We start from the raw sequence: 12,352 nt of genomic DNA on the forward strand, positions 1-12,352 counted from the left end.
CCCTGCTGTCAGGAGCAGGGCCTTGTACACGGAGCCTTAGCGGGGACTATTCGAGGAGCTCCGCGTACGAGCCCATGGCCAGGGCTATGTCCGCCTGGGCCCAGAACCGGTGGTACGTGAAAGAGGGCGCGGCGCCGCCCGCCAGATAGCTCTCGATCTTCGACCAGGCCGGGTCGTTCTTGTAGAAGGACCTGAGCGAGGTGAAGGTCGAGGAGGAGTTGATCGTGTCGCCGTTCGGCATCTTGCCGCTCCAGCCGCTCGGCACGTACACGCCGTCGTCGAAGCGGTTGTAGTCGGCGCGGGTCTCCGGGACGGCGATACCGAGGCCGTCCTGGTAGTTGCTCCACATGCCGTCGAGCAGTGCCTTCGCCGTCGTCTTCGCCTGGGTGTTGCCGGACTTGGCGGCGTAGTACGACAGGGTCTTGGCGTACGCGGCCGCCACACCCACGTCGTTCGTGTAGTCGGCGACGGTGACGTGAAGTCCGCTGTTGGCGCCGGGACTCGATGCGTTCCAGGTGTCGGGGGCGCCCGACCACTGGAGGGCGGACGGAATCTGGTAGCTGCCGTCCGGGTTGATGGTCGTCTTGGACAGCGCCCAGGAGACCCACTTGTCGAGGATCGCCTTCGCTCCGGCGTTCCCCGTCTGCTGGTAGTACTCGGCGACCCGCTCCATGGACCACGCCTGGAAGCCGAACCACTGGTTGGACGGCGGGTCGTGGTACACCGGCTGCTGGTCGTAGTACATGCCGTAGAAGGTCGGCGTCCCGGCCGGAGGCGTCGCGTAACGGCCCGCCCAGCTGTTGGTCGCACCGCCCGCGATGGCACCCTCGTTCGACTGCAGCCAGCGGTAGAACTCCAGCTGCCGGGTCAGTGAGGTGCCCCAATCCGCCGCCCCAGTGGACGACTTGGGCTTCAGATCGGCGTACGAGCTGAGCGCGTAGGCCGCAAGCGGGTTCTGATAGCCGCCGTGGACGTGGCTGGAGCCGATGCGCCAGGCCCAGCCCGCCGAGGTGTCGGTGGCGCCGCCCCAGGCGTAGTACCAGGAGAGCAGATAGTGCGAGGCGTCCTTGCCGGTGCCGGCCGCGCAGGTCGACGGGCCGACGCAGTTGCCGATTTTCTTGAAGTACTTGTCGTACATGGCGTAGCGCAGATAGTCGCCCATCTTCGCCGCCTTGCCGACGGTCGCCGACACATCGCCGCCCTTGCCCTGCGCCTTGGCCCAGACGTCGGCCCAGTACGCGGCCTGCACGGCCCGCGCGTCGGCGTCGGGGGCGTCGGTGTACTTCCACTGCTTGGCGTACGAGGAGTCCCCGGTGAAGAGGTCCAAGTACCCGTTCGTGCCCCCGTACTTGAAGGCGTCGCAGGTCGGCTGCGGCACCGTCTCCCACACCGACTCCTGTGCGCCGCGCTGGAAGGTGTTGATGTACGAGGGGCCGGTCGCGGTCGGTCCGGCCTCGCACTTGCCGGGCTCGTTGCCGTAGCCGTAGACGTTGTCGACGTCCTGCAGCCAGTGCATGCCGTAGACGTCGTCCGTGCCGTACGCGCTCTTCAGCTCAGCCGCGATCGGGTCCGAGCCGACCGAGACACCGGTGTCGAGCTTCGCCGGGTACTCGCCCGGGGTGTCCAGCTCGGGCGCGTAGGTCGCCGGCTTCGAGGCGTTGTAGAAGGAGTTCGTCGGCTGGTCGGCATGCGTGGGGATCATGTACGTCTCCATGGTCGTCCACGCGGCGTTGAACTTGGACCAGTCGCCGGTGACCTTCCCGTACATGGCCTGCAGCCAGATCAGATAGCTGTACGCCTCCGACGTCGTCTCATGACCCTGGTCCGGCGCCTCGACGATCAGCGTCTCCACCGAGTGGTAGGGGATGCCCTCGGGGGAGAAGTAGCCGTTCAACGGGTTGGTGATCTTGCCGTAGAGGTCCAGGAATCGGGCGTCGTACGCCTTCGACGCGGCCAGTTCCGTCACGGTGACCGTGGCCTTGGCGTGGCCGGTCGCGGAGGCCGTGAAGGTCGCCGATCCCGTGCCGGAGGAGTCGGCGGTGATGGTCACCTTCTGCGCCGTGTTCCAGTTGGACGGCGTGAAGGTGAGGCTGGAGCCGCCGGTGACGGACAGACCCGTGTTGCCGTCCGTGCGAGCGGTCGACACCGTCACGTTCGCGCTCGGCTGCGTCGACAGCTTCACATCGAAGGTGCCCGACTTCCCTTGCTGGACGCCGAGTTGGGTCGGCGAGGCCACCACGGCGGGACCCGAGGCGACTGTGACGCCGACCGGAGTGGAATCCGCCGACGCGCCCAGGCTGTCGTACGCCTTGGCGACCAGTGAATGACTGCCCACGGACAAGCTGGAGACCGAGAGCGAGTACGGCGAGCTGGTGTCGGTGCCCAGCAGCGTGGTGTCGTCGTAGAACTCGACCTTGCTGATGGTCGCGCTGTCGGCGGCCGCGGCGGTCGCGGCCAGCGGGATCGCGTCGCCCTGGGTGTAGACGGCGCCCGCGGTGGGGCTGGTCAGCACGGTGACCGGCGGCTGGTGCGCACCGGTGCAGGTGGTGCCGTTGACGGCGAAGGAGGCGGGGGCGGTGTTCGTGCCGCTGTACGTGAACTGCGCGCCGGTGGAGACGGCGGCCCCGGAGGCGATTGTCCCGTTCCAGGAGGCGTTCTTCGCGGTGACCGACTTCCCGGACTGGGACCAGGTGCCGTTCCAGCCGTTGGTGAGGGTCTGGTTGCCCGTGTAGTCGTAGGTCAGCGTCCAGCTGTTGAGGGCGTCCGTACCGCGGTTGGTGATCGTCAGATCCGCGGTGAAACCGGAGCCCCAGTCATTGGTCTTGTAGTCGACGCTGCACTGAACCGTCCCCGCCTGTGCGGGAGTTGTGCCGGTCGCCAGTGTCGCGAGGGGGAGCGCGAGGGCCGCCACGACGGCGGTCCACAACCGCCGCGCTCTGCGGCGTCTCCTTCTGGGGTGCATGTGCTGGTTCCTCCTTGCGGCTCGGAGAATGGGGGGAGGAGCAACAAGCCTTGAACCAGTGGGAGCGCTCCCATATTGGAGAGGGGGGTGTGAGGGGTCAAGGTGCTTGAAGAGTCGAAATGATTCGATTGATCAACAGTGCAACTCCTCTGTCCTTTACCGACACTTGGCGCTAGCTTCGTCCGCACCAGTGGGAGCGATTCCATCAGTCGACGCGTCCGTCACGACGCGCCCGAGCTGCAAGGAGTCGCTCATGCGACACCCCCCGCGTTTGAGTCTTTTAGTGGTCGGCGCCGCGGTCGCCCTCGTGGGCACCGCGATCGCGCCGGTCGTCACGGCTTCGGGAGCCACACCCGCGTGCACGGTGGAGTACTCCGTCACCAGTCAGTGGGACACCGGCTTCCAGGGCGCCGTGAAGATCACCAACAGCATGGCAGCGGTGAGCAGTTGGAGCCTCACCTTCGACTTCGGATACGGCCAGAAGATCAACCAGGGCTGGAACGCCAAGTGGTCCCAGTCCGGTACGACCGTGACCGCGTCCAACGAGAGCTGGAACGGCTCGTTGGGCTCGGGGGCCAGTGTCAGCGCCGGATTCCTCGCCTCGTGGTCGGGGAGCAACGCGGCGCCGACGGGCTTCAAGCTCAACGGCACTACGTGCAATGCGGACGCCGACCCCACGCCCACACCTACGCCGACGGAGCCGCCGACGACCGGTGAGGCGCCGAAGCTCCATGTCTTTGGCAACAAGGTGGTGGACTCCACCGGAGCCACCCGCCGACTGCTCGGCGTCAACCGCTCCGGTGGCGAGTTCATGTGCGTCCAGGGCTACGGCATCTTCGACGGCCCGGTCGACGACGCCGCGGTGAAGGCGATCGCCGACTGGAAGGCCAACACGGTCCGCATTCCGCTCAACGAGGAGTGCTGGCTGGGGCTTTCCAACATCAAACCGGAGTACGCGGGCGCCAACTACATCGCCGCCGTCAAGGACTTGGTGGCGAAGGTCAAGGCGCACGGCATGACGCCGATGCTCGAACTGCACTGGTCCTACGGTCAGTACACCGGCAACTCCGCGGGCTGCTCCGACGTACACGCCACCTGTCAGAAGCCGATGCCGGACGCCCAGTACACCCCGTCCTTCTGGGCCTCGGTCGCGGGCACCTTCAAGGACGATCCGGCCGTCGCGTTCGACCTGTTCAACGAGCCCTACCCCGACCGCGCGACCTCCACGACCACCCAGGCGTGGACCTGCTGGCGGGACGGCGGCACCTGCCCCGGCATCTCCTACGAGGTCGCCGGAATGCAGGACCTGGTCGACGCCGTACGCGGCACCGGCGCCAAGAACCTGATCCTCGCCGGCGGGCTCGCGTACTCCAACGACCTGAGCCAGTGGCTGACGTACAAGCCCAGTGACCCGACGGGCAATCTCGTCGCCGCGTACCACGTCTACAACTTCAACACCTGCGCCAGTGAGAGCTGCTGGAACTCGACGCTCGCCCCGGTGGCCGCCCAAGTCCCGCTCGTGGCGGGGGAGATCGGCGAGAACACCTGCTCCCACTCCTTCGTCGACACCGTCATGAAGTGGTTCGACGACCGGGGACTCTCCTACCTCGGCTGGACCTGGAACACCTGGGACTGCTCCTCGGGCCCCTCCCTGATCTCCAACTACGACGGAACGCCCACGGCATACGGCATCGGGCTGCGCGACCATCTGCGCGCCCTCAACGGATAAGTCCTCACGGACAAGCCCTCAACGGATGGGCCTTCAACGGCCAAGTTCCTCAACGGACAAGTCTCAACCGATAGGAAACCCGCACTCATGAGTCGTACCAGAACAGCATTACTCGCCAGCCTGGTCCTCCTCGGCGGCGCGACCACGACCGGCACCGCTGCCGCGGCCATCGCCCCGGACGCCGGAATCGCCGCCGTCCCCTGCACCGTCGACTACAAGGTGCAGAACCAGTGGGACACCGGCTTCACCGCCGCTGTCACGGTCACCAACAACGGGGCTGCGAAGAGCAGTTGGGCCGTGAAGTGGTCGTACGCCGGAAACCAGAAGGTGACCAGCGGCTGGAACGCCAAGATCAGCCAGAGCGGGACGGCCGTCACTGCCGCCAACGAGACCTACAACGCCTCGCTGGCGACCGGCGGTTCGGTCAGCTTCGGGTTCAACGCCTCGTACAGCGGCACCAGCGCGCTGCCGACCAGCTTCACGCTCGACGGGGTCACCTGCAATGTCGACGACGGTGGCCCAACGGATCCTCCGGACCCAGGGGGGCCGTCCGGCAAGGTCGACAACCCGTACGCCGGTGCCAAGGTGTACGTGAACCCGGAGTGGTCCGCGAAGGCCGCGGCCGAGACCGGCGGCAGCCGGATCTCCAACCAGCCCACCGGTGTCTGGCTGGACCGGATCGCCGCGATCAACGGCGTGAACGGCGGCATGGGCTTGCGCGCCCACCTCGACGCGGCGCTCGCGCAGAAGGGCAGCGGCGAAGAGGTCGTCCAACTCGTCATTTACGACCTGCCTGGACGCGACTGCGCGGCCCTCGCCTCCAACGGTGAGCTCGGTCCGACGGAGATCGACAAGTACAAGACGCAGTTCATCGACCCGATCGCGGCGATCCTCGCCGACAGCAAGTACAGCTCGCTGCGGATCGTCACCACCATCGAGATCGACTCGCTGCCGAACCTGGTCACCAACACCGGCAGCCGGGCCACCGCCACGCCCGCGTGCGACACCATGCTCGCCAACGGCAACTACGTGAAGGGCGTCGGCTACGCGCTGGCCAAGCTCGGCGCGATCCCCAACGTCTACAACTACATCGACGCCGGCCACCACGGCTGGCTCGGCTGGGACGACAACTTCGCCCCTTCGGCCACCCTGTTCCAGCAGGCGGCGACGAGCGAGGGCGCGACGGTCGACGACGTGCACGGGTTCATCACCAACACGGCGAACTACAGCGCCTTGAAGGAGAACAACTTCACCATCAACGACACGGTGAACGGCACGTCCGTACGCCAGTCCAAGTGGGTCGACTGGAACCGCTACGTCGACGAGTTGTCGTACGCGCAGGCCTTCCGCAACCAGCTCGCCTCCATCGGCTTCAACTCCGGCATCGGCATGCTGATCGACACGTCCAGGAACGGCTGGGGCGGGACGGCGCGGCCCACCGGTCCGGGCGCGATGACCAGTGTCGACACCTATGTCGACGGCGGCCGCTACGACCGCCGCATCCACGTCGGCAACTGGTGCAACCAGTCCGGCGCCGGTCTCGGCGAGCGCCCGCAGGCGGCCCCGGCGGCCGGCATCGACGCCTATGTGTGGATGAAGCCTCCGGGCGAGTCCGACGGCTCCAGCTCGGCGATCCCGAACGACGAGGGCAAGGGCTTCGACCGGATGTGCGACCCGACGTACACGGGCAATGCCCGCAACGGCAACAACATGTCGGGTGCCCTGCCGAACGCTCCGCTGTCCGGGCACTGGTTCTCGGCGCAGTTCCAGCAGCTCATGACGAACGCGTACCCGCCGCTGTAGACCCGGGCGGCTGGCTGTGTGGCCGGGTGACCTTGTGACGTGTGATCCGGTGACGTTGTGATCCGCCGGGGGTTCAGCCCTCGTGGGCCAGCCCCCGGCGGATCGCGAACTCCACCGCCGAGTAGTCCCCGTCGGCCCGCTCCAGCTCGTACGGCACCGCCGGGTACAGCGGCGGCTGCGCCATGAAACGCGGCCGGGTCCCGTGATGCGGCTGCGCCGCGTGCACCAGGAAGGGGTGACAGAGGTATACGTCGCCGGGGCGGCCGGTGGCGTACGCGAGCGGGCGGCGCGCCGAGGCCTCGACGAGCTTCGGGGCGAGGTCCAGGCCCGAGACCCCTTCTTCGCCGTACGGCGCCAGCAGCGGCGGCACGTCCAGGTGGGAGCCGACGCGGATACGGGTGGGGGCGTCCTGGGGGCCCACCTCGCTGAACAGGAAGAGCATCAGCAGCGCGCGGCCCCTCGACCGGAGGTTTGTGAAGTACCAGGTCTCGCCCTCGGGCAGATAGCTCCCCTCGATGTGCCAGCCGGCGTCCTCCGGCTCCTCCTCGTGCGGGAAGCGCAGCGGGAAACTGCCCAGCGAGTAGCGTGGTTTCCAGCGGCCCTCGCCGAGCAGCAGGTCGAACGCCTCGTGCAGGGCGGGGGAGTTGGCCGCCGCGGCGAACGGGCCCTGGGCCATGCCGGAGACCCAGTGCACCGGCTCGGCCCAGGTCGCCGGATCGTGCGGGTCGTAGCCCGTCTCCTCCCACAGCAGCCGTGCGCAGTCCTCGGCGACGCGCGGGGGGAAGGCGCCCTCGATCTTCACGAAACCGTCCTCGAGGAAGCGCTCCACCATCTCGTCGTCCATGGGGCCATGCTCGGGGACCGGTCCGCGCGGGCGCATCCGGTTTTTCTGCGGGCTTTGTGCTCGCCCCCTTTTTTGCTGTTTGCGCAACACGACTGGCCGTTTCCGGGAGTGGCGGACCAGGCTGTCGGCATCCCGGACGAGAGGCTCGGAACCATGGCACACCACCACCACGACCACACACAGATCGACTTCACCGAGTGGCTGCCCCTGCTGGAGCAGGAGGCCGAACTGTTCAACCCGCTGTACTCCGAGGCGGCGGCCTGGATCCGGGAGCGGCGGCCGGATCCCGAGATGATCGTGGACGCGGGCAGCGGCCCCGGCGTGATCTCCTGTCTCCTCGCGGACACCTTCCCGCAGGCACGGGTCGTCGCCGTGGACGGCGCGGAACCTCTCCTGGAACGGGCCCGCGCCCGTGCGGACCGGCTCGGCGTCGCCGACCGCTTCAGCACCGTGGAGGCCGAACTCGCCGACGGGCTCGGCGACTTGGAGTATCCCGCGGACCTGCTGTGGGCCAGCAGGTCGCTGCACCACGTCGGCGACCAGCGCGCCGCGCTCTCCGGTTTCGCGCGCGGCCTCGCGCCCGGCGGCACCCTCGCCCTCCTGGAGGGCGGTCTGCCCACGCGCTTCCTGCCGCGCGACATCGGCATCGGGCGCCCCGGTCTGCAGTCCCGCATCGACGCGGTCCACGACGAGTGGTTCACCCGGATGCGGGCCGAGCTGCCCGGAGCGGTGGCCGAGACGGAGGACTGGCCCGCCCTGCTGACCGCCGTGGGCCTGCGCCACACCGCGACCCGCACCTTCCTCCTTGACCTCCCGGCCCCGCTGTCGGACGAGGCCCGCGCCTTCGTCGTCACCTCCCTCACCCACCGCCGGGACGGCCTGGCCGAGGGCCTCGACGCGGACGACCTCGCCACCCTCGACCGGCTCCTCGACCCGGACGACAAGGCGAGCGTGCACCATCGTCCGGACGTCTTCCTGCTGACGGCGCAGACGGTGTACCTCGGCGTGAAGCCGGAGTAGCCCGCCCGGCCCTCACCCGTGCTCAGCACGTGCCCGGGCGCGCGAACACCTGGACCCGCGCGCCCTGGACCCGCCGCGTGCCGCACTCCTCGAAGTACTCCGCCAGGACCTGCCGTTTGACGATCTCCTGCCGCGTCCGGTCGAGCGGCTGCCCCACGGGATCGCATACGGCGACCACCCGGGGCGTGGCGAGCATCCGCGCGCGGATGACAGGCGACGGAACCTCCGTGCCGTACAAGGTGTGCGAGGCGACCGGGCCGCGGTCCAGGGCCGATCGCGCAGCCCGCGCACCGAACCGGGGTCGGGCAGGGACCACACACGGCGCACCGGCAGGTAGAGCACACCGTCACCCCGGGCACCGGCTTCCGCGACGGCCCGGGCCACGGCGGTGACGTCGTCGGTACGGCTCTCGGGCGTACGCAGGTGCAGCGTCACCGGGAGCAGCGCCAGAACGGCGGCGCCCGCCCCCGCCGGCGCGAGGGCGCGCATCCGTCCGGCGGCCCGTACGAGCCGGTCCAGCGCGGCGCCGATCAGCAGGGCGGCGCCAGCCTGGCACCTGCCGACTCCACCGTCAGGGAACCCGCGCCGGCCTTCTCCGGCGACCGTTCGCTGCTGGCCGCGAGCCGGGCCGACGGTTCGGTCCGGGTGTGGGAGACGGCGTCACCACGGTTGCCCGGAGCGACCCTGCCGGCCGGTGACGGACCGGTCCTTGCCGTCGGATTCACCCAGGGCGGCCGGGAGTTGCACGTCGCTACCGCCCATATGCCCTTCCGATCACCTGAGTTGGCACCGGATCGAGCGGCGGCCGAGGTGTGCGCACGGGCGGGCGGTGGCGAGTCGGGCCGAGTGGCGCAGATATCTGCCCGATGTGCCCTACAGGCCTATGTGTTGAGTGCCTACGGCCGGGACGTGCGGTGGTGCCTCGACCTTGACTTCGAGAGCGCTCCAAGTGATGAACTCCCGTCGTTCACCGAAAACATATGGGGGTAGCCATGACCGACTCACCTGTCGCGCTCATCACGGGTGGCGGAAGCGGTATCGGCGCCGCGGTCGCGCGGCGGCTTCTCGACGCGGGGCACCGGGTCGCGGTCACCGGGCGCGGTGAGGAGCGGCTGCGCGGCTTCGCCGAGGAACTCGGCCGTCCCGAGGGGCTGTTGACGTTCGTCGGGAACGCGGCCGAGTACGACCAGGTGCAGGCGGCGGTGGACGCGACACTCAAGGAGTTCGGGCGCCTCGACACGGTCGTCGCCAACGCCGGCTTCGCCACGCACGACACGGTCGCGCAGGGCGACCCGGCGGGCTGGTCCGAGATGGTGCTGACCAATGTGCTGGGGCCCGCGCTGCTGATCAGGGCATCCATCGACGCGTTGAAGGAGACGCGCGGCCGGATCGTGCTGATCGGCAGCGTCGCCGGCCACATCCCCACCCCCGGCAACATCTACGGGGCGACCAAGTGGGCCGTGACCGGCCTCGCCGAGAACGCACGACGCGAGGTCACCGAGTACGGCGTCGGGGTGACCCTGATCTCTCCCGGCCGCGTGGAGACCCCGTTCTGGGACAGCTACGGCAGCCTCCCGCCGGGCCATCTGCTGACCGCGGATCAGCTCGCCGACTCGATCGTCTGGGCAATCCGGCAGCCGGACGGTGTCGATGTGAACACCGTGGTGGTACGGCCGATCGGCCAGCCCAACTGATTCCGCCGTTGTCCCGCGCCCCGCGAGGGGCGCGGGGCGCTGACATGGTGCGGCTCCGCCGCGTGGGCGCGACGAGCCACAGACGGCCCGCAGTTTTCGAACGACGGACAGCCGCCCCTCAGTTGTTCTGAAGGAACTGCTTCGCCAGCGAGTCACCCAGCGACACCGCCGCACTGTGACTCTCGATGGGCGACACCTGAGAGTTCTTGAACAGGATGTACGTCACCCCGGAGTCGACCCCACCCGTCTCCGGGTCGGGGTTGATGCCGAGCGCCTTCGCCGTGGCGTAGGACGCTTCGCCGATGATCTTCGTGGGCCCGGTGTCACCGACGACCGCGTACTCGACCTTGCCGTTGTAGATGACGGCGACCACGCCACCACCCTTGATGCCCGAGCTCGTGTACTTCCAGATGCTGCTCGTGCTGGGCACGACCACGTACGGCAGGGAGTCGGCGCGCAGCGGCTTGCCGTTGGACTGGTGGAAGGCGGTGTCGTCCTGGAACCAGGGGTCGGTGTCGCCGTTGCACTTGCTGGTGACCTGTCCGTCGCAGTCGACGTCCATGTCCGCCTTCCAGAACACCGCGCCGTTCTTGCCGCACACGGGGACGCTGGCCGAGGTCTCGTCGTCGGTCTTGTACTTGCCGTTCGAGATCTGCGAACAGGACGTCACCTTGGCGAGCAGGTCGGCCGCGCTGACCGAACCCTCCTGCGCCGAACGGGGGTTGGCGGTGCCGGAGGCGTTGGCCGGGAGCGCCGCGGTGGCTAGGAGCGTGGCGCCGGCGACGGCGGCGAGGGTCAGTGTTCGATTGCGCACTGTGGGGGACCCTTCTGTTAGGAAAGTTTCCTTACCGGGTTGCCGTACAAGGTGGCTCTGCTTGCATGGCCGCGTCAAGCCCTTCGGCGGACTTGGTCCGGTCCAGGAGTGGGGCGGGGAACGGCATCGGCCCGGATGCGCGCGGTGCGCGGGATGCGCGCGGTGCGCATCCGGGCCGACGGACAAGCGGTGAGGCTCAGCCCATGTCGAACGTCGCCGGGTCCGGACCCAGACGACGGTCCTCATTCAGCGCGCTGATCGCCGCGATGTCCTCGGCGTCCAGGGAGAAGTCGAAGACGTCGATGTTCTCCTTGATCCGGGACGGGGTCACGGACTTGGGGATCACGACGTTCCCCAGCTGGAGGTGCCAGCGGAGCACGATCTGCGCCGGGGTGCGGCCGTGCTTCTGGGAGATGGCGATGATCGCCGGGACCTCCAGGAGGCCCTTGCCGGAGCCGAGCGGAGACCAGGCCTCGGTCGCGATGCCCTGCTCCGCGTGAAACTCACGCGCCGTGTGCTGCTGGAGGTGCGGGTGCAGCTCGATCTGGTTGACGGCCGGGATGACGGACGTCGCGCCGATCAGCTTCTCGAGGTGCTCCGGAAGGAAGTTGGAGACGCCGATGGCCTTGGCGCGGCCGTCCGCGTAGATCTTCTCGAAGGCTCTGTACGTGTCGACGTACTTGCCCCGGGACGCCAGTGGCCAGTGGATCAGATACAGGTCGATGTACTCCAGGCCGAGCTTCTCCAGGGACGTGTCGAAGGCGCGCAGCGCCGAGTCGTACCCCTGGTCGCTGTTCCAGAGCTTGGTGGTGACGAAGAGGTCCTTGCGGGCGACGCCGGAGGCGGCGATGGCCTTGCCGGTGCCCTCTTCGTTGCCGTAGATCGCCGCTGTGTCGATGCTGCGGTACCCGGCCTCCAGTGCGGTGGCGACCGCCCGCTCCGCCTCGTCGTCCGGCACCTGCCAGACGCCGAAGCCCAGCTGCGGCATCTCGACGCCGTTGTTCAGGATGATCGGGGGGACCTTGCTCACGAGCTCTCGATCCTTCAGTCGTCGGGTGGTACTCCCATGGTCAACGATCGCGGGCCGTAATGCATTTCTGACCGGTGGATTCCCTGCGGATTGATGGTGAGAGCCGGGCGTCGGCCATGGCGCGACCGGAGGTTGGCCGGAAATGGATCCGACCTTATCGGTCCGGACCATTGACCGGGTCCCGTCATCCGACCACTCTGTAGGGCAATCGCCGAACGCGTTGATGAACTCGGTGCATGCATGTGAACACCAGCACCTGTCTGGGCCCCACACCCCCACCCATCGGGAAAGCAGGTACGCGCACATGAACGAGAAGGCTTCCGAGAGCCACTGCACGGAACGGGTCATTCGAGAGACATCGGAGGAAAGGGTCTGGGAGACCCCCGGGTATCTCGTCGTCGAGACCGCCCTGGAGGTCACCGCCTACGCCCTCGGCGACCGCTAGCCCCACGGTGG

The 12,352-nt window shown here is 68.4% G+C and carries 11 protein-coding genes; 6 read left to right on the forward strand and 5 right to left on the reverse strand.

What is annotated here, in order from left to right:
• Positions 1-46: 46 nt before the first annotated feature.
• Positions 47-2,962, reverse strand: a complete 2,916-nt coding sequence (locus ACFY0T_RS07395) for a glycoside hydrolase family 48 protein (protein ID WP_388865464.1) — start codon at positions 2,960-2,962, stop codon at positions 47-49.
• Positions 2,963-3,215: 253 nt separating this feature from the next.
• Between ACFY0T_RS07395 and ACFY0T_RS07400 the strand changes: the two genes are divergently transcribed.
• Together ACFY0T_RS07400 and ACFY0T_RS07405 are read left to right on the forward strand one after the other, a co-directional pair.
• On the forward strand, positions 3,216-4,691 hold the full coding sequence (locus ACFY0T_RS07400; protein WP_388865466.1) for a cellulase family glycosylhydrolase: 1,476 nt from the start codon (positions 3,216-3,218) through the stop codon (positions 4,689-4,691).
• Between the two features lie 87 nt (positions 4,692-4,778).
• Positions 4,779-6,494: a glycoside hydrolase family 6 protein gene (locus ACFY0T_RS07405; protein WP_388865468.1), complete on the forward strand. Its 1,716-nt coding sequence runs from the start codon at positions 4,779-4,781 to the stop codon at positions 6,492-6,494.
• A 73-nt stretch (positions 6,495-6,567) separates the two neighbouring features.
• On the opposite strand, the gene ACFY0T_RS07410 is transcribed toward ACFY0T_RS07405, so the two are convergent.
• Positions 6,568-7,338, reverse strand: coding sequence for a phytanoyl-CoA dioxygenase family protein (locus ACFY0T_RS07410; RefSeq protein WP_388865470.1), 771 nt, complete (start codon positions 7,336-7,338; stop codon positions 6,568-6,570).
• Positions 7,339-7,491: 153 nt separating this feature from the next.
• On the opposite strand from ACFY0T_RS07410, the gene ACFY0T_RS07415 reads away from it, so the two are divergent.
• The gene (locus tag ACFY0T_RS07415) at positions 7,492-8,358 is read left to right on the forward strand and encodes a class I SAM-dependent methyltransferase (protein ID WP_388865472.1); all 867 of its coding nucleotides are present in this window, start codon (positions 7,492-7,494) and stop codon (positions 8,356-8,358) included.
• A 22-nt stretch (positions 8,359-8,380) separates the two neighbouring features.
• Here ACFY0T_RS07415 and ACFY0T_RS07420 read toward each other — a convergent pair whose 3' ends face one another.
• The gene (locus tag ACFY0T_RS07420; RefSeq protein WP_388865474.1) at positions 8,381-8,554 is read right to left on the reverse strand and encodes a hypothetical protein; all 174 of its coding nucleotides are present in this window, start codon (positions 8,552-8,554) and stop codon (positions 8,381-8,383) included.
• A gap of 227 nt (positions 8,555-8,781) precedes the next feature.
• Between ACFY0T_RS07420 and ACFY0T_RS07425 the strand changes: the two genes are divergently transcribed.
• Together ACFY0T_RS07425 and ACFY0T_RS07430 are read left to right on the forward strand one after the other, a co-directional pair.
• A complete protein-coding gene (locus ACFY0T_RS07425; protein ID WP_388865476.1) occupies positions 8,782-9,348 on the forward strand; it encodes a hypothetical protein in 567 nt (188 codons plus the stop codon).
• 2 nt (positions 9,349-9,350) lie between these two features.
• Positions 9,351-10,052: an SDR family oxidoreductase gene (locus ACFY0T_RS07430; RefSeq protein ID WP_388865478.1), complete on the forward strand. Its 702-nt coding sequence runs from the start codon at positions 9,351-9,353 to the stop codon at positions 10,050-10,052.
• Between the two features lie 118 nt (positions 10,053-10,170).
• Here ACFY0T_RS07430 and ACFY0T_RS07435 read toward each other — a convergent pair whose 3' ends face one another.
• Together ACFY0T_RS07435 and ACFY0T_RS07440 are read right to left on the reverse strand one after the other, a co-directional pair.
• Positions 10,171-10,866, reverse strand: coding sequence for a glycoside hydrolase family 75 protein (locus tag ACFY0T_RS07435; protein ID WP_388865480.1), 696 nt, complete (start codon positions 10,864-10,866; stop codon positions 10,171-10,173).
• A 196-nt stretch (positions 10,867-11,062) separates the two neighbouring features.
• A complete protein-coding gene (locus ACFY0T_RS07440; RefSeq protein ID WP_388865706.1) occupies positions 11,063-11,854 on the reverse strand; it encodes an aldo/keto reductase in 792 nt (263 codons plus the stop codon).
• 346 nt (positions 11,855-12,200) lie between these two features.
• Here ACFY0T_RS07440 and ACFY0T_RS07445 point away from each other — a divergent pair, with 346 nt between their 5' ends.
• The gene (locus ACFY0T_RS07445; protein ID WP_388865482.1) at positions 12,201-12,341 is read left to right on the forward strand and encodes a pyrroloquinoline quinone precursor peptide PqqA; all 141 of its coding nucleotides are present in this window, start codon (positions 12,201-12,203) and stop codon (positions 12,339-12,341) included.
• Positions 12,342-12,352: the final 11 nt, after the last annotated feature.

The sequence above is a fragment of the Streptomyces sp. NPDC001530 genome, assembly GCF_042894545.1.
Classification (GTDB): Bacteria; Actinomycetota; Actinomycetes; order Streptomycetales; family Streptomycetaceae; genus Streptomyces.